The sequence below is a fragment of the Methylophilus sp. genome (assembly GCF_008015755.1).
Classification (GTDB): Bacteria; Pseudomonadota; Gammaproteobacteria; order Burkholderiales; family Methylophilaceae; genus Methylophilus.
On record NZ_SSGF01000005.1, the window covers coordinates 52,931 to 69,356 of the forward strand.

The window sequence follows — 16,426 nt, forward strand, 5'->3', positions numbered from 1 at the left end:
CTGACGGTTTGTGCACGCGCACCCTACTTACGCTTCTCGAATAAATGCCAGCTGTCTATCCAGGCACTGCTGCACTCTTTTCATCAACACATCACCACCGCCCAACTTTTCTACTATCGGCAATAACTGTAGACGTGCTTTCTCTTCAATGTCGTCTATGATGGCTTTGGCAGCCGGCTCATTAATACCGAAGTGTGGTGCCGCACGCATGGCTAAACTAAGCTTGGCAAGATTGTTGCCAGGAAAAATAGCCAGGGCCTGGTAATGGACATTGCTCAGTTGCATCACCATATCAAACGCGGGGGACAGTTGATATTGATTGCCTTTGACATGCAGCATGCCATGATTTTTGACGTGATCATCCGTATTGTCGATGATGAGGTTGAAAACCATTCTGCGGTAGAGCTGATTTAAATCGTGCTCGGGGTTGGCCGAAATCTGCCTGATCACTTGCGCGAATTCAATATAGCTACCGTCATTCGAGCGATATGGCACATCCAGCAATGCAGAGGCTGAGAGGTAATGGATGCGAGTTTCAGCATCCACGTTGCCAGTGCGGTCAAAACGTTGCACTAACAAAGCATGCCCGCGATGTATCCGCTCCAGCTTATGTGGCGGCACGTCTATGCCACAGCGTGCGGCCAGTGCCAGCACCGCGGCCTCAAGCAACTCCACATCGTGGTCATCGCTGCTTGCCGGAAATTTTGCTATCCATCTTTTATGGTCATGGACGAAATCTGCTTTGGGCCTGGCCCCACCCAGACTGCCCCCTTTATTAAGCAGCCGACGCAGGGGCAAGGGAATCTCCATAGCGACTTCGAGTCGCTTGACTGCCTCCGCCATGTCATCGAGCGAAAAGAGCTCATTGTCCGCCGCTTGTAGTGTGATCGGTAAGGTCTCGGCAAAAGTCATGGCGCCAACGCGGTCAGCATTTGTCAGCAGCAGCACATCAATATCATCGAGTGAGCGCCCCTGCTGCGACTCGAGCACTTTGCGGCCCCAGGCATCCGGCAAAGCATCACCCAGCGTCAGCGGTAACGCACCGCCGTCACGCACGCGACGCTCGGCCACGCTGACGACCTCATTTTTAAGCGGCAGATGTAACGGATTTAATGCAAAAGCATCAGACGCGGCCAAAAATCGGGTGCCATAAGCCAATTGGCTGGACTCAATCACGCCTCTGCGCGCAAGTTTCAATATTGCCGCGGGTCTGACATCGCTATCGAAACTGGCAGCCAGACCGATATAAATGGTGCGATTAGAAATCACGCTCGTCCTCTGAGATGACTGTGGCATCGGTTACGCCAGATTTTTTTCTGGCGCGAATATGTGCACTCGCATTCACGGGGACAGGCGCAACAGCCTCCAGACTGTCTAATTGGCCAAACAGCCACAATGCATTGGCAATAATGCCCACACTCGCGCTAGGTTTGCCAGCCTCAATCGCCCGGTAAGTGTTCTGCGAACAGAGCAAGCGGCTTGCCATCTCTTTCACTGTCCAGCCCAAAGCCACGCGATTGGCACGCAGGCGCAGACCTAGCGTTTCTAATGCAATTAGCACATCTAGGTTCGCACTCGCTAGTGAATTTGTTTTTTTAGACATCAATAAATTAATACTTAATAAACTTAAAGTTCATTATATTGCGTTTTTATACGAAATCAATGCATTTTTAAGCAGCGTGATTGGGCAGTACTTTGAATCATTCAAATGAATCGCTTGCTCGCCCGTAAAACTTATTGCCAGCAATATGAGTCAATACTGATAATATTTCTCGCCGAGTGATTTCCACTTAATGAGCGCAGGCACGCGAATTCCCGCCCGTGCGAATATTGCCAGTGATGTAAAAGGATATGTATGTCTGAGTTGGCATTAACCTTAGCAAGAATCCAGTTTGGGTTCACGATTTCTTTTCATATTGTGTTTCCGGCGATCACGATCGGCCTGGCCAGTTACCTCGCAGTGCTGGAGGCGAGCTGGTTAAAAACCAAAAATACGGTTTATCTCGACTTATATCACTTTTGGCTCAAGCTATTTTCGCTCTGTTTTGGCATGGGCGTGGTCTCTGGCCTGGTCATGGCTTATCAATTCGGCACCAACTGGTCTGGGTTCTCTAGCGTGGCGGGCAGTGTGACCGGGCCCTTGCTGGCGTATGAGGTGCTCACAGCATTTTTTCTCGAGGCTGGCTTTTTAGGCGTGATGCTGTTTGGCTGGAACAAGGTCGGGCCGACCCTGCACTTTACGGCGACCTTGATGGTCGCTATCGGCACGCTGGTCTCGGCCACTTGGATATTGGCCTCAAACAGCTGGATGCAAACCCCGCAGGGATTTGAGCTGATAAATGGCAAAGTGATTCCGGTCGATTGGTTCAAAATCATCTTTAATCCGTCGTTTCCGTACCGACTGGTGCATATGGTGATTGGCGCTTACCTGGCAACGGCGTTATTTGTGGTCGCCTCAGGTGCCTGGCAATTACTACGTGGCAAAGACAATGCCTGCGTGCGCAAGATGCTTTCCATGGGGCTATGGCTGATATTTTTGCTGGCACCATTACAAGTAATAGTGGGCGATATGCATGGTTTAAATACCTTAAAACACCAGCCAGCCAAAATCGCCGCGATTGAGGCGCACTGGGAGAACAAAGGTGACGAAGCGACGCCTTTGGTACTGATGGCCTGGCCGGACATGGCGCAGGAAAAAAATCATTTTGCGCTAGAAATCCCGGTATTAGGGAGTTTGATTTTACGCCACTCGCTCACCGAGCAGATTCCAGCATTGAAGGAGTTTGCGCCACAAGACCGCCCCAATGCCACGATTATTTTCTGGACCTTTAGAATCATGGTCGGGCTAGGCATGCTGATGATCTTGTTGGCCGTGACCTCCGTCTGGTTGCGTTATAAAAAACAGCTATTCCAACACAAGCCTTTCCTCACATTTGCCACGGCCATGGGTCCGGCCGGCATCGTGGCCATTCTGGCGGGCTGGTTTACTACTGAAATTGGCCGCCAACCTTGGGTAGTTTATGGCGTATTGCGCACCGCAGATGCCGTGACGCCGCACACTGCCACGGAAGTCGGCTTAACGCTGGCTTTATTTGTGGTTATTTACCTGGCGGTATTTGGCGTCGGCACGCTGTATGTCTTACGGCTGGTGCATAGTGGGCCACACACAGAGGAAAACTTACATGGCGACGCCATTGCGGGCAACCGTGATGCGGTCAATGCTTTTGCATTGGCGCCGGAGTTTCATCCTGACGCGAAATCGGCACCAACGACTAAAGATCAATAAAGGATAAAGCAATGGACTTATCACTGGTGTGGGCCGTCATCATCCTGTTTGGCATCATGATGTACATCATCATGGATGGCTTTGACCTCGGCATCGGCATTTTGTACCCGTTTTTTAAAGACAAAGATGACCGCGACTTGATGATGAACACCGTTGCCCCAGTCTGGGATGGCAATGAAACCTGGCTGGTGCTCGGCGGCGCAGGCTTGCTGGCAGCATTCCCGCTGGCTTACTCGGTGATTTTAAGTGCCCTCTCCTTGCCCTTGTTGTTTATGTTGATGGCCTTGATTTTTCGCGGTGTCGCCTTTGAGTTCAGGTTCAAGGCGCATGATGCGGAACGTCACTTTTGGGACAAAGCCTTTTTGTGCGGCTCTATCGCGGCGACTTTCTTTCAGGGCATGACGCTGGGCGCCTATCTGCAAGGCATTCACGTGGTGAACCAAGCCTATGCAGGCGGGCCGCTGGACTGGATCTCACCGTTCTCTATTTTTACCGGGCTAGGTTTGTTGGTCACGTATGCTCTGCTCGGCAGCACCTGGCTGATTTTTAAAACCACAGGCGAGCTGCAAGCAGTGTGCATGCGTTTGTCACAGCGCATTTCTGTGGCATTGCTATTGATTATTACCGTGATCAGCTTGTGGACGCCATGGATGGATAGCCGAATTGCTGAGCGCTGGTTTACGATGCCCAATCTGTTGTGGCTGTCACCGGTGCCGCTACTGGTGATTATTTGTTTCTACAACCTGCAACGCGCCCTTAAAAACAAAGCAGAAACCAGCCCGTTTTTGTATACACTGGGCTTGGTATTACTCGGTTATGCAGGCTTGGGCATTAGTATCTGGCCCAATATTATTCCGCCACAAATGAGCATATACGTCGCCGCTGCGCCGCCGCAAAGCCAGCAATTTGCGCTGATTGGCGCCGTGATCATTATCCCGATTATCCTGGCCTACACCGCCTGGGGCTATTATGTGTTTCGCGGCAAAGTGCATAAAGGTGAGGCTTATCATTGATGTCACCCGCGCAGAAAAATACACTTAAACGCCTGGGCTGGTTTTTCGGCATCTGGCTGGCCAGCATCGTCGCCCTGGCGGCACTCAGCCTATGCCTGAAGGCACTTATGCAGATGGCGGGGCTGCATGCCTGATTCACGCCTTGCTTAACATCATCGCACTGAGTATCGAGAGTGCCAGCCAGAATTTTCTTGCGGATTTAAATCCAATCCGTTTACCATCACGTGACTCTCCCCGACAATCCAGACAGCGATCATCGATCTACATTTGACCACCGGCATGACAACCCAGCAACCCACAAAATGGCGACGATTACGTGCCTGCAGTGCCTGCGACATGGTGAGCGCGATCCCAGTGCTGCGGCCAGGGGAGCATGCCCGTTGTCCGCGCTGCGGGCATGTCCTGGCCAGACGCCATTTGCATCCGGTGCAGCGCAGCATCGCCTTGGCCAGCAGCGCACTCATTACCCTGCTGATCGCTATTGCTTTCCCGTTTATCAGCATGGATACCAATGGCCTGGACGCGCAGATTGCACTGACACAAACGGCCGTCACTCTGGTCGATGTGCATCAACCACTGGTGGCATTGATTGTCAGTGGCACGGCTTTTTTGTTGCCGGCTTTATATCTGATTGGCGTGATTTTGATGCAGGCGAATATCTTGCGCAGCGTGCCGCGCACATACAGCGACGTGATTGCGCGCCTGTTTTCGCGCTTGCACCCATGGATGATGGCAGATGTGTTTATGGTGGCGGCGCTGGTCAGCCTGGTCAAACTCACCGAAATTGGTGAAGTGCAGCTAGGGGCTTCGTTTTGGGCCTATTGTGTGTTTGCGCTCTTGCTACTGATGACCACACGCTCGGTCGATATTGATTGGTTATGGTATCGACTGGCCGGTGAGCCGTCGCCTGACACCAGCATTCATTGTGGCATCAATGCCGCCGCGCAACATGCCACCGGTTGCACCACCTGCGGCCTGATCAACACCCTTCCTGCAGCGGCCAGCACCAGCAGCCCGCCGCCCCACTATGCATGCAGCCGCTGCGGGAGCCGTTTGCATCTGCGTAAACCCAACAGTCTGGAGTTTACCTGGGCGCTGTTAATCACTTCGGCAGTGCTCTATATTCCGGCCAATGCTTACCCGATGATGATTACCACCTCATTGGGGCAAACCCATGCCTCTACCATTATTGGCGGCATGCTGGAGTTATGGCAACATGGCTCTGAGCCCATTGCGGTGGTTATTTTTGTCGCCAGCGTGCTGGTGCCGATTATTAAAATGCTGATACTGGTGTTACTCACCTGCATGGCGCAGCATCCTGGCCCGTTATCGGCGCAGCAAAAAACCAGGCTTTACCGCCTGACCGAACTCATTGGCCGCTGGTCTATGGTGGATGTGTTTGTCGTCGCCATCATGGTGGCCCTGATACAATCTGGCAATCTGATGTCAGTGTTACCGGGCCCGGCGGCACTGGCATTCTGCGCCGTGGTGATCACCACCATGCTGGCTGCCATGGCGTTTGACCCGCGCCTACTCTGGGACACGCAAGGAAATACGCATGACTGAGAATAATCAAGACACTACGCAAGAAAACACCCAGTTGCTGGCCAAAGTCAGCAAACAAGCCCGGCTGTCGCCGATCTGGATCGTCCCTGTTGTCGCCCTACTGATTGGCCTATGGCTGATCTACGACAACTACACCAAGGCTGGCAAGCAAATCACGCTGTCGCTCACCAATGCGGAGGGCATAGAAGCCGGTAAAACAAAAATTAAAGTACATAGTGTCGATATTGGCCTGGTCGAACAAGTCACTTTGTCCGAAGACCTCACCCATATTGAAGTCCTGGCGCGTATTACCCCTAAGGCGCAACCCATGCTGGTGAAAGACACCCAACTGTGGGTGGTGAAACCTCGGATTGGGCTGGAAGGCATCAGCGGCTTGAATACGGTGATTTCTGGGGCTTATATCCAGCTGCAACCCGGCAAAAGCCTGGAAGAAACTGACCAGTTTACCGTGCTCGACCAGCCGCCAATTTCGCTCAATGGTGCCAAAGGGGTGCATGTCAACCTGATCGGTAAAGTCGGCAATTCCTTGCGTGTAGGCGATCCTGTCACTTACCAGGGGCTGCGCGTGGGCCGCGTGGTCAGCGCCAGCTTTGATCCCAAGCAACGCCAAATGCAGCATGAGTTATTTATTGAGCACCCTTACGATGTACTGGTCACCGACAATACGCGGTTTTGGACCTCGGTCGGCATTGATGTCAAACTCGATGCCGAGGGCTTTAAAGCCAGCGTTCCCACCGTCGAGTCGCTGATTGCTGGGGGCGTGAGTTTTGGTCATGCCGATGATAGGCCAATGGGCAATCCGGTCCGCTCTGAAGCCACGTTTGAGTTGTTTGCCAATGAAGAAGCTGCGCGTCAGCAAACCTACGACCAATACCTGGAATACGTGCTGCTGGTGAATGATACCGTGCGTGGTTTATCCAAAGGCGCGCCGGTCGAGTTCCGCGGCTTGCGCGTGGGCACCGTGATGAACGTACCATGGAAATTTAACTCGCCAGAACGCAAAAAAGATTTCCGTTATGCCATCCCGGTGTTGATTCACCTTGAGCCCGGCCGCCTGGCAGAGAATGGCATCGCTGATCTGCAAGAATGGAAAACCAGGGTCGCCCAGATGCTGCAAGGGGGCCTGCATGCCACCCTGAAATCGGGCAACCTGATTACAGGCTCGGTATTTGTTGACCTCAATATGGACGGGCGTGCCCATCAAACCTACCACCGCGAGCGGTTTGAAGGCTTGCCAGTGATGCCGACCAGCGCTACCAATCTGGCACAGATTGAACAAAAACTGTCTGACCTATTGGACAAACTCAATGGCTTGAAATTGGAGCCGGTGTTATCTGGCCTGGATAAAAACTTGCAGCAGTCCGAGAAAACCATGCAGGAAATCCGCGGCCTGAGCCAGCAGGTGAATCAGTTGCTCAGCCAGCCCGAATTGCAGCAGATGCCGGCCAATATTAACCAGACCATGCAAGCGCTGCGTACCACCTTAAAAGGTCTGTCACCAGACGCGCCCGCTTATCAAGAGTTGACCACAACCTTGCAGCGTCTGGACAAAGCCTTGCGTGATATCCAGCCACTGGCGCGCACTTTAAACGAGCAGCCGAATGCCATTTTATTCGACCGCAAACCCGGTAACGACCCGCTGCCCATGGCACCGGCAGCGCCGTAAGGAACCTAAAGGATGACCAAAAAAACACCTTTTCGATTTGGGCTGGCCATATTACTCGGGCTCAGCCTGAGCGCCTGTTTCAAATCCAACCCGCCAGTGAAGACAGAACGCTACAGCCTGCCAGAAGTCCCTCTGACGCCAGCAACTGCAACGCCAACACGTACGCTGGTATTGAGCCGATTGCAGGTGGCCGATTACCTGGATACCGACCGCATCGTTATCCAGACCGATGACATTACCATGCAGCCAGCGCGTGATCATGTGTGGGTGGATAACCTGTCGCAAGAGCTAAGGCGCGGTCTGCGTGCCCGCCTCGCCAGCCGCTTGGGCAATACGCGCGTCGTTGATGCGCAACCTGGCTTGCCTGCAGCCAACAGCCTGCACCTCACCATAGAGCAGTTTCATGGGCAAATGCGCGGTTATGCAGTGCTCAGTGGCCAATGGCAACTCATCACCGCCCAGCAAACTGCAGGCCCTGGCCAGTCATTCAAGTTCAGCACGCCGTTGGCAGAAAATGGTTATCCAGCCCTGGTGCGTGCCTTGGGCCAAGACCTCGACCTGCTCAGCGAGCAAATTGCCAGCCAATTACAAACGTTGCCATAGTGCCCACATTTTCAAGCTGAATAGGTAGTGGGCTCGCCGCCAATTTGTTATGATGAAATTTCTTTTCACAAAATAACAAGTCAGGAGTAGGCGATGGGATTATTTTCTTTTATCAAAGAAGCTGGTGAAAAACTGTTTGGTACCGGTGAAGCCAAAGCAGCACAAGAAGCCGCCAGCAAGGCACCGACACCCGTCAACGTCGATGCGGCCAACGCCGCAGCCGCGCAGGCGATTCAAAACTATATTGCCAAAAACAATTTACCCACCACTGGCTACGACGTGAAATTTGACGGCGCCAGCGGCACGGTCATCGTGCAAGGCAATATCGATACGCAAGAAAACAAAGAAAAAATCCTGCTCTGCTGCGGCAATGTGGCGGGCGTTGAGGCTGTGCAAGACCAGCTGCATGTGCCTAGCCCTGAGCCTGAAGCCAGGTTTTATACGGTAGTCAAAGGCGATACCTTGTCTAAGGTTGCCAAAGAAATGTACGGCAATGCCAATAGCTATATGAAGATTTTCGAGGCAAACCGCCCGATGCTTAACCACCCGGACAAAATCTATCCAGGCCAGGTATTGCGCATTCCAGAATAAGCATTACTCACAACAATAACCAACACTTATCTTACAAAGGACACGACTATGTCATCATTGATTCGTTTATTACTCATCGCCGCCTTGAGCAGCACCCTGCTGGTTGCCTGCAGCGACAAAGAACCTCAAATCGAACAAGCGGTGGAATCCGCCCAAGAGCATGCGGAAGCCGCCGCCAGTGAAGCCAAAGATGCCGCAGCAGATGCAGTAAAAGCCGCCAAAGAAGCAGCCGCCGCCGCTGAACAACAAGCGGCAGAAACCGCCGATGCTGCCAAAGCCGCTGTTGAAGAAAAATAAGCGTTTTTAGCCCGGCAAAAACCCGCATTAATGCGGGTTTTTTATTGCCGATTTGCCACACGTTAGTTAGTAATTCTTTGCCTTATTTAATGCTTTTCAACGCCCGCCCGGCAGAATCTTTCATGTACACTGCGTCGAGATTTGACACTTGACTGGATTCTTGGTTTGCGACGTTTCTTCTTCTGCATGCTGATTGCGTTATGGGTCACCCTGATGCCACAGGCCTCAGCAGCAAGCCCGCAGCTACTAGGCACCACCTGCATGAACACCAAAGGTGCCGTGATTGCCAGCATTCCGCTGCAAGGGGGCAAATTTGTCTGCCAAAGTGTGCTTAAAATCACCCATGCCGACCAGTATGTCATCGACTTTAAAAACACCTCAACGATTGCGCACTTTCAACACGAAATCACAGATGATCGCAATCAAACCAGCCTGATCAAAGGTGGCCTCAGCAGCCAAGAGAAAGATCCTTTTCTACTCAGACATGGCCATCTTATTCACCTGGTGCCCGGCACCTATCGCCTGATTACCTGGTTACAATCACCCTACTACCTGGCCCAACCAGAGATTTTTGTCGCCGACCTCGCCAGCTACCAGCAGCAAACCAACTACACAACGGCAATCAGCCTGTTGTTATTGGGCGTGCTGTTAGGCATTTTTACTTACTACTGCGCGATTGGTGTCTCGACCGGGCATAAGACCGAGCGCATGTACGCGCTGTTTATTCTGGGTAACCTGATTTTTCAAAGTGCTGCGTTAGGGCTATTTAAACAATTATTTGAATGGCACTGGTTTTACTTTACCAGCTTGCCAATTTTGCTCTCCAACATGGCTTATGTCAGTTTTGTCTGCCATTTGCTGGGCATTAACCAGCACCATCATGCCAAACTTTACTATTTCTCTATGGTCGCGCGTGCGATCTTGCTGGCCTTACTCGTGTTTGCCATGATCTTCCCCAACTGGATGCTGGAGATGGATAGAGTAGGCGTGGCGATCTTTCTTCTGTTTGGGCTCACCAGCGGCATCCTGCTCAGCCTGAAAAAACACCGAGTGGCGCAACTTTACCTGTTTGCCATCACCGTGTTTGGCGTATTAGGTGGGCTATCTATTACCGCCGAGCGTCTCAGCTCCAATGCCTGGACCATAGAGCAACTCGGGCTGATTGCCGTGGCGGTTGAAGCCATCTTGCTTTCACTGCTGGTCGCCTATCAAATTAACCGTATGCATCAAGAAAAAGAACACATGCTGGCCGAGCTGCAAAGCACGCGCTCATTAGCCATGACAGACCGGCTCACCGGGGTGCCTAACCGGCATGCACTGGAAAATCAAATGCTGCGGTTTTCAGAACATGGCTGCCTGATGTTTATAGACATGGACAATTTAAAGCAGGTTAACGATCACTTTGGCCACGAAGCAGGCGACAACTTGCTCAAGAGTTTCTGCCAGATTTTATCCAAAAAACTGGATACCCATGGCCAACTGTATCGGCTGGGAGGGGACGAATTTGCCATTATCTGTCATGAAGATGATGTTGAGTGGTGCCAGCACCAGTTGGAATACACGCACAGGCAAATGGAGAAAGAAGGCTTTGTCGGCTCGGGGGCCAGCGTAGGCGTGGTCTTTAGCCACGAAGCCAGCGAAACGGAAGAGTTGATGCGTATTGCCGACAAGCGCATGTATGCAGACAAACGTACGCGTAAAAATCGCAAAGAAATGATACAAGTGTTCGCCAACTAATCGCTCACGCACCGCGGCTGGCGGCGATTCCCACCAAGATTCACTTTGTTTTTTGTCACTCATAGCTGCCGCTGCCGGCATAAATGCTTTACACTTCCAATAATCATACACTCATGAATGTATGATTATTGTGCGCTGCCAGCTGCAGAACCTTCACACACTGGCGGCTGTCATGTAGTAACACAAAGAGAAAATCATGCCTTTACTGACTACCCTGCTTATTCTCATCGTCTCTGCCCGCCTGCTAGGGCAAGTGTTTAGCCGCTTTAATCAACCTGCGATTATTGGCGAAATGCTGGCCGGTGTGGTTCTGGGCCCCAGCCTGCTCAACCTGATCTCGCCCACGCCAGCCTTATCGGGCATTTCAGAATTTGCGGTATTTTTAATTGTGCTGTCTGCCGGGCTTGAAATGAACTTTAAAGAGGTCATTGATTCCATGCGCGGCAGAGGCATCGTCATCGCGCTATTAGGCTTTATTTTGCCGCTCACCGGCGGCATTCTGGTCGGCGTCGGCTTTGGACTCGATGTCAGCCGTACGATCTTTTTGGGCTTGTGCGTATCGATTACCGCTTTGCCAGTCACCGTGAGCATTCTGCAGAGCTTTAAATTACTCGGCTCAAATATTGCACGCTACTCGGTGGCTACTGCTATTTTTAATGACATTGCCGCCTTGCTGGTATTGGGCGTGATTCTCAACCTGCCAGAACAAAAATCTTACCAGGCCGTGGCGACCGCGACTTTTCAAGCCAGCTCGAAACTGATTCTGCTGATTGTATTAATCGTCAGCATCAGCTTGCTCATTAAAAAAGTCATTGAAAAAGGCATCAGCATAGATAAATGGTCAGAAAAGCTGGTCGACCTGATCGGTAATGAAGCCCTGTTTGGCCTGTTATTGTTGCTGGTACTGATTTTTGGCTCGGTCAGTGCGGCGCTTGGCTTTCACTTTGTAATTGGTGCCTTTTTCGGCGCCCTGCTCATGGACCGCACGTTCTTTTTACCCTCGCGCTACAAAGAGCTAGAGCTGACATTGAGCTCTATCACTGGCGGCTTTCTAGCACCGGTGTTTTTTGCCTATCTCGGCCTCGAGTTTAAGGTACAAGTCATAGACTCATTCTGGTTTGTGGCTGTGGTGCTGGTGGTGTCAATTGTCACCAAAATTCTGGCAGGCTGGATCGGCGGCCGTCTGATCGGCTTATCCAAAAGTGACGCCTTGGGCATAGGCTTTATTCTGAACGGCCGCGGCGTGATGGAGCTGGTGATTGCCAGTATTGCCTATGACCGCGGCTTTATTGGCCAGGACTTGTTCTCGGTGCTGGTACTGATGGGCGTTGTCACCACCATGATCACGCCGTTAATGTTCCGTAAATGGATCATGCCACAGCTCACTCAGTCAACTCATTAATATCAACCCTATTGACATCAATTGACAAAAGGACAACACTGAGGAGTAAACGCAGCACTCTTATAAAAGACTGGATACAGCTTTGAGCGCACATCCCACTGCTTCAGCGTCACAGGTTCTTAATCCTATCGCCACAGACAGTGGTCGCCTTTCTATTGACGAACAAAACCAGCTGCTGAGGCTGCAACGCGTGATTCTCGAATCTGTCGCGCGCGGCGCAGACCACATGGAAGTCATTAACCAGATTTGCCGGTTAGCAGAAGGCCTGGTCAGCAATGCCTTTAGTTCGGTTATGCTGATGGATGATCATACGCAACTACTCAATGTCTATGCGGCCCCCAGCCTGACCAAAGAACAAATCCAGAAAATCGACGGCTTGCGCCCCAGCCCTGGCGGCGGCTCCTGTGGCAACGTCATTTATCAGCAAAAAGTGCAATATGTCAGCAATACCTTAACCGACGAACGCTGGGAAGATATCCGCCATCTGGCCTATGAGTTTGACGTGAAAGCCTGCTGGTCTATCCCCATCTTTTCTGCGGCAAACAAGGTCATCGGCACCTTTGCCCTCTCCAGCTTTGAGCACCGCGAGCCTGGCCAGTTTCACCGCATGCTGCTGGAGATCGGCTCGTCTATCATCGCCATTGTGCTCAACCGCAACCAGTATCAGGAAAGCCTGCGTCAGTTTGAAAAAGTGTTTGAAGGCAGCGAGCAAGGCATCATGGTCACAGATGCGCGCCACGTCATTTTGTCGGTCAATCCGGCATTTACCAAAATGCTGGGCTTTACGCTGGATGACGTCAAAGGTAAAACACCCAAAGTGCTGTCTTCTGGGCTGCACGACGCCAGTTTTTACCGCAACTTGTGGCAAAGCATTGCGCACTTTGGCCACTGGCGCGGCGAAATCTGGAACCGGCGTAAAAACGGTGAGGTGTTCCCTGAGTGGATTTCGATCTCAGAAGTGAAAAATGCAGCAGGCGAAGTCAGTCACTATGTGGGGACGTTTAGCGACATCAGCGACCTCAAGTCTGCGCAAAAAGAAATCCAGTATTTATCGTCACACGATGCGCTGACCGGCCTGCCTGATATCGCCTTGTTTAGAGACCGCCTGGAAAACGCAATTTCTATCGCCTCTGCCGCCAACAGTAAAATTGGCCTGCTGGCACTCAATCTGGATAACTTCAAGTTTTTAAATGACTCGCTCGGCTATGCCTCCGGCGATAAGCTGTTGCGATTATTTGCCGAGCGGCTCAAAGCCTGTCTGCGCGACACAGACAGCATCTGTCGCCACGGCGGTGACGAATTCATTATTCTGCTCAACAACATGCAAGATGACGACTCGATCAGCTACATTGTCGACACCCTGCTCAATGAAATTTCATCGCCCTTTGCTTTTGCTGGCAGCAATATCTCTACCTCGTGCTCGGTGGGCGTTGCCGTCTACCCCACAGACGGCAACGACTTTGAAAAACTGTTTGGCCGCGCGCGCAAAGCCATGTCGCAAGCGAAAGAAGAAGGCCGCAACACCGCCCGCTTCTTTACCGAAAAACTCAATAACGACAGCCTGCATTACCTCAATATCGCCTACGGCTTGCGTGAAGCCCTGGCGCAACACCAGTTTGAGCTGCATTACCAGCCACAAATCAGCCTCAACAGCGCACAAGTCATCGGTGCCGAAGCCTTAATTCGCTGGCAGCATCCGCAAAATGGCTTGCAACCCCCGGCGCAATTTATCAGCATCGCCGAACAAACCGGCCTGATTGTCGAAATAGGTGAATGGGTGATTGAAGAAGCTTGTCGTCAGGCCATGGAATGGCAGAAAAATGGCCTGCCTGCGCTGAGCATGGCCGTCAACGTTTCTGCCGTGCAGTTCAGACGTGGCAACCTCGACAAAGTGATTATCAAAGCCCTTGAAAAAACCGGCCTCGAACCACGATTGTTAGAACTCGAACTCACTGAGTCTATTCTGGTAGAAGACATCGACCACCTGCTGGCGCAACTTGACGTGCTCAAACGACTTGGCGTCAAACTCGCCATTGACGACTTTGGCACGGGCTACTCCAGCTTGGCCTATCTCAAAAAATTCAATATCGACCGCCTCAAAATCGACCAATCATTTGTGCGCGACATCAACACCGACCCCAACGACGCCGCGATTGTGCGTGCCATTGTGCAAATGGCGCATACGCTTAATCTGGATGTGATTGCCGAAGGCGTGGAAAACGAAGCCATGCTCAAGCATGTGCGTGAATCAGGCTGTGATGAAGTGCAAGGCTATTTTTTCTCTAAACCACTGTCAGCCAACGATTTCGCCGCCTTTATGCAGCGCACCAATCACTAACTTGCTTTACGGCGCAGCACACGCGCCTATCATGGCCAATGCCAGCGCGTGCCCACTCATCCACGCCCCTTGAACCTTGCCGCCATTGAGCCAGTCGCCACACAACCCCAATTGCTGCGCCGCATCCCAGGCATAGGCTTGCTGCAAATAATGGGCACAATCTGCATAACGCCAGCGGTGGATACTGTAAGCATCAGGTTGTTGCCCACCCAGCGTGACAAATGCGGCTAGCATGTCTTGCGCCACCGCTTCCGGCGCACGTTCGAGGTTCGCCTCAGACCAGATTGGGTTGGCATGTATAGACCACACCTCTTGCACCGCGCTATTGGCACTGAGTCGGCCAGGCTTGCTGCTATCTCGCGCCAGCCATGAGAGCGGGCCTTCATTCACAAACAAACCATCAAATGGCAACGCCAGCGGCTGCGCATAACGCGCCATCAAGGCCCAACAGCCACGCATGGTCACACCGCCAGCCAGCGCCTCAAACGCAGGATGAGCCGTCAGCAAGGCCTTGGCCTGTGGCGCAGGAATCGCCAGCACCACTTTGTCAAACACTTGCGGATACACGCCATGCTCTTTGCTACGCACCCGCCACTGGCCATCGGCAAACGTGATCGCGTCAACAGTCTGTTCTAACTCCACCGTTAACGCCTCCGCCATGTGCCGTGCCGGGCTGGTATTTTTAGGCACGCCCACATAACGGGTTTTGGCTGACTGCTTGGCTTGTAAAGCGGCACCATCGGTTTCATACAAATGTGCCTCCCACTCGGCCACCACGCCTGCCTTGCGCCATTTTTGCACCTGCGCCTCAAAGGCAGGCTCAGTCACGGTGAAATACTGCGCGCCATGGTCACACTGCCAGCCCTCCCCCACACGTGTAGACACGCGCCCAGATGGCCCACGGCTCTTTTCAAATACCGTCACTAAAAAACCGGCCTGTTGCAAAGCCTGGCTACACGCCAAACCCGCCATCCCCGCACCGATCACTGCAATATTTTTCACGCCTGCCACCCTTGCTTCCATACACCACTATTTTGCAACGCAAGCCAAGGGATCACCTGCTTGCGCCCTGTCATCACTGCTTCAATTTCCACGTTTTCTATCACTTGCGTTTCCTCATCTCGAATGATGATCTTGGTCACCATAAAATGCTTTTCTTTATTCACGGGCTTTAATGCTGTCCACTTGGAATGTAACAGCTTTTTAGGGTTCAGCCTTAATGGTTTTGTTTGCATATTGCTGTGACAAGCAACGCTAAAAGTTATATCCGCAACCTAAACGAAAAGCATGCGGCTAAAAGAAATCCTCTTCCCGCTGATGACGCACCGCAATAATTGTAATCACATCACCCGGTTCAATCTCAAACAAAGCCACATAACCATACGCGCCGAAATGAATCACCATCTCCCGCACAAAAGGGTTATCGCCCAAGGCTTTGCGACAGGTGTAAGGAAAAAATTTAATGGCTTCAATGGCCTGGTGAATGGCGGTTAAGGCCTGACTGGCGGCCCGCCGATCTTTACTTAGTAAAAAGGAATACAAGCGCTTTAAATCTTCACGCGCCTCTTTTGTAAAGCGGATACGGTACATCAGGGATTTGCCGCATCCAGCATGGCTTGCAACTCATCCAAGACACTTTCTGCACTGTAATACTCCTGGTTTTGCCTGGCAATGGCGGCAGATTCTAAACCACGTGCAATAAACGCCTGCTGGTGCTGCCTGCGGGTAATATTGGCTTTGAGCGCTTCTTCCATAAAACTTGAAAGTGTTTCACCCTCAGCCAAAACGCCTTCAACGGCATCGCGCAATTGTGGCTCCACCCGCAAAGCCGGAATCGTCGCAGTTTTCATCAAGCACCTCGCGTGTAATTCATTTGTAATACAATCTTAATGAAGCCCACGCATGATTGCAACGTTGTTTTAGAAAA

At 51.9% G+C, this 16,426-nt stretch carries 17 protein-coding genes; 11 read left to right on the forward strand and 6 right to left on the reverse strand.

Annotated elements, in window-relative coordinates:
- Positions 1-27: 27 nt before the first annotated feature.
- Entirely contained in the window at positions 28-1,269 is a 1,242-nt protein-coding gene (locus tag E6Q52_RS01665) for a type II toxin-antitoxin system HipA family toxin (protein WP_292817723.1), read from the reverse strand.
- Positions 1,259-1,561: a helix-turn-helix transcriptional regulator gene (locus E6Q52_RS01670; RefSeq protein WP_292817724.1), complete on the reverse strand. Its 303-nt coding sequence runs from the start codon at positions 1,559-1,561 to the stop codon at positions 1,259-1,261. The genes E6Q52_RS01665 and E6Q52_RS01670 overlap by 11 nt, the downstream gene beginning before the upstream one ends.
- 294 nt (positions 1,562-1,855) lie before the next feature.
- On the opposite strand from E6Q52_RS01670, the gene E6Q52_RS01675 reads away from it, so the two are divergent.
- The 11 genes from E6Q52_RS01675 (at position 1,856) to E6Q52_RS01725 (ending at position 14,499) form a co-directional block, all read left to right on the forward strand.
- Entirely contained in the window at positions 1,856-3,286 is a 1,431-nt protein-coding gene (locus E6Q52_RS01675; RefSeq protein WP_292817726.1) for a cytochrome ubiquinol oxidase subunit I, read from the forward strand.
- Positions 3,287-3,297: 11 nt separating this feature from the next.
- Positions 3,298-4,299, forward strand: a complete 1,002-nt coding sequence (gene cydB / locus E6Q52_RS01680; protein WP_292817728.1) for a cytochrome d ubiquinol oxidase subunit II — start codon at positions 3,298-3,300, stop codon at positions 4,297-4,299.
- Entirely contained in the window at positions 4,299-4,433 is a 135-nt protein-coding gene (locus E6Q52_RS01685) for a DUF2474 domain-containing protein (protein ID WP_292817730.1), read from the forward strand. The genes cydB and E6Q52_RS01685 overlap by 1 nt, the downstream gene beginning before the upstream one ends.
- Positions 4,434-4,578: 145 nt before the next feature.
- Positions 4,579-5,865: a paraquat-inducible protein A gene (locus tag E6Q52_RS01690; RefSeq protein WP_292817732.1), complete on the forward strand. Its 1,287-nt coding sequence runs from the start codon at positions 4,579-4,581 to the stop codon at positions 5,863-5,865.
- Positions 5,858-7,531: an intermembrane transport protein PqiB gene (gene pqiB / locus E6Q52_RS01695; RefSeq protein ID WP_292817734.1), complete on the forward strand. Its 1,674-nt coding sequence runs from the start codon at positions 5,858-5,860 to the stop codon at positions 7,529-7,531. Before E6Q52_RS01690 ends, pqiB begins: the two co-directional genes overlap by 8 nt.
- A gap of 12 nt (positions 7,532-7,543) precedes the next feature.
- Positions 7,544-8,134 (forward strand): ABC-type transport auxiliary lipoprotein family protein, encoded by a 591-nt coding sequence (locus E6Q52_RS01700; protein ID WP_292817736.1) that lies wholly within the window; start codon positions 7,544-7,546, stop codon positions 8,132-8,134.
- Between the two features lie 93 nt (positions 8,135-8,227).
- Complete coding sequence (gene lysM / locus E6Q52_RS01705; protein ID WP_292817738.1) at positions 8,228-8,725, forward strand: peptidoglycan-binding protein LysM; 498 nt, start codon at positions 8,228-8,230, stop codon at positions 8,723-8,725.
- 48 nt (positions 8,726-8,773) lie between these two features.
- Entirely contained in the window at positions 8,774-9,022 is a 249-nt protein-coding gene (locus E6Q52_RS01710) for a hypothetical protein (RefSeq protein WP_292817739.1), read from the forward strand.
- A 165-nt stretch (positions 9,023-9,187) separates the two neighbouring features.
- Positions 9,188-10,759 carry a diguanylate cyclase gene (locus E6Q52_RS01715; RefSeq protein ID WP_292817741.1) on the forward strand — a complete coding sequence of 524 codons (1,572 nt, stop codon included), beginning with the start codon at positions 9,188-9,190 and terminating at the stop codon, positions 10,757-10,759.
- A gap of 196 nt (positions 10,760-10,955) precedes the next feature.
- Entirely contained in the window at positions 10,956-12,161 is a 1,206-nt protein-coding gene (locus tag E6Q52_RS01720) for a cation:proton antiporter (RefSeq protein WP_292817743.1), read from the forward strand.
- Between the two features lie 82 nt (positions 12,162-12,243).
- On the forward strand, positions 12,244-14,499 hold the full coding sequence (locus tag E6Q52_RS01725) for an EAL domain-containing protein (protein ID WP_292817745.1): 2,256 nt from the start codon (positions 12,244-12,246) through the stop codon (positions 14,497-14,499).
- Between the two features lie 6 nt (positions 14,500-14,505).
- Here the strand turns inward: E6Q52_RS01725 and E6Q52_RS01730 are convergent, their stop codons facing one another.
- The 4 genes from E6Q52_RS01730 to E6Q52_RS01745 all read right to left on the reverse strand — a co-directional run bounded on the left by E6Q52_RS01730 (position 14,506) and on the right by E6Q52_RS01745 (position 16,349).
- The gene (locus E6Q52_RS01730) at positions 14,506-15,501 is read right to left on the reverse strand and encodes an FAD-dependent oxidoreductase (protein ID WP_292817746.1); all 996 of its coding nucleotides are present in this window, start codon (positions 15,499-15,501) and stop codon (positions 14,506-14,508) included.
- Positions 15,498-15,665, reverse strand: coding sequence for a TIGR02450 family Trp-rich protein (locus tag E6Q52_RS01735; RefSeq protein ID WP_292817748.1), 168 nt, complete (start codon positions 15,663-15,665; stop codon positions 15,498-15,500). Before E6Q52_RS01735 ends, E6Q52_RS01730 begins: the two co-directional genes overlap by 4 nt.
- A 127-nt stretch (positions 15,666-15,792) precedes the next feature.
- Positions 15,793-16,089 (reverse strand): type II toxin-antitoxin system RelE/ParE family toxin, encoded by a 297-nt coding sequence (locus tag E6Q52_RS01740; RefSeq protein WP_292817750.1) that lies wholly within the window; start codon positions 16,087-16,089, stop codon positions 15,793-15,795.
- The gene (locus tag E6Q52_RS01745; protein ID WP_292817751.1) at positions 16,089-16,349 is read right to left on the reverse strand and encodes a YlcI/YnfO family protein; all 261 of its coding nucleotides are present in this window, start codon (positions 16,347-16,349) and stop codon (positions 16,089-16,091) included. The genes E6Q52_RS01740 and E6Q52_RS01745 overlap by 1 nt, the downstream gene beginning before the upstream one ends.
- Between the last annotated feature and the right edge of the window lie 77 nt (positions 16,350-16,426).

Excerpts from the sequence above, each read along its gene's own strand:
- E6Q52_RS01675 (WP_292817726.1), top strand. The coding sequence starts at position 1,856 with ATGTCTGAGTTGGCATTAACCTTAGCAAGAATCCAGTTTGGGTTCACG.
- cydB (WP_292817728.1), top strand. The coding sequence starts at position 3,298 with ATGGACTTATCACTGGTGTGGGCCGTCATCATCCTGTTTGGCATCATG.
- E6Q52_RS01685 (WP_292817730.1), top strand. The coding sequence starts at position 4,299 with ATGTCACCCGCGCAGAAAAATACACTTAAACGCCTGGGCTGGTTTTTC.
- E6Q52_RS01690 (WP_292817732.1), top strand. The coding sequence starts at position 4,579 with ATGACAACCCAGCAACCCACAAAATGGCGACGATTACGTGCCTGCAGT.
- pqiB (WP_292817734.1), top strand. The coding sequence starts at position 5,858 with ATGACTGAGAATAATCAAGACACTACGCAAGAAAACACCCAGTTGCTG.
- E6Q52_RS01700 (WP_292817736.1), top strand. The coding sequence starts at position 7,544 with ATGACCAAAAAAACACCTTTTCGATTTGGGCTGGCCATATTACTCGGG.
- lysM (WP_292817738.1), top strand. The coding sequence starts at position 8,228 with ATGGGATTATTTTCTTTTATCAAAGAAGCTGGTGAAAAACTGTTTGGT.
- E6Q52_RS01710 (WP_292817739.1), top strand. The coding sequence starts at position 8,774 with ATGTCATCATTGATTCGTTTATTACTCATCGCCGCCTTGAGCAGCACC.
- E6Q52_RS01720 (WP_292817743.1), top strand. The coding sequence starts at position 10,956 with ATGCCTTTACTGACTACCCTGCTTATTCTCATCGTCTCTGCCCGCCTG.
- E6Q52_RS01740 (WP_292817750.1), bottom strand. The coding sequence starts at position 16,089 with ATGTACCGTATCCGCTTTACAAAAGAGGCGCGTGAAGATTTAAAGCGC.
- E6Q52_RS01745 (WP_292817751.1), bottom strand. The coding sequence starts at position 16,349 with ATGAAAACTGCGACGATTCCGGCTTTGCGGGTGGAGCCACAATTGCGC.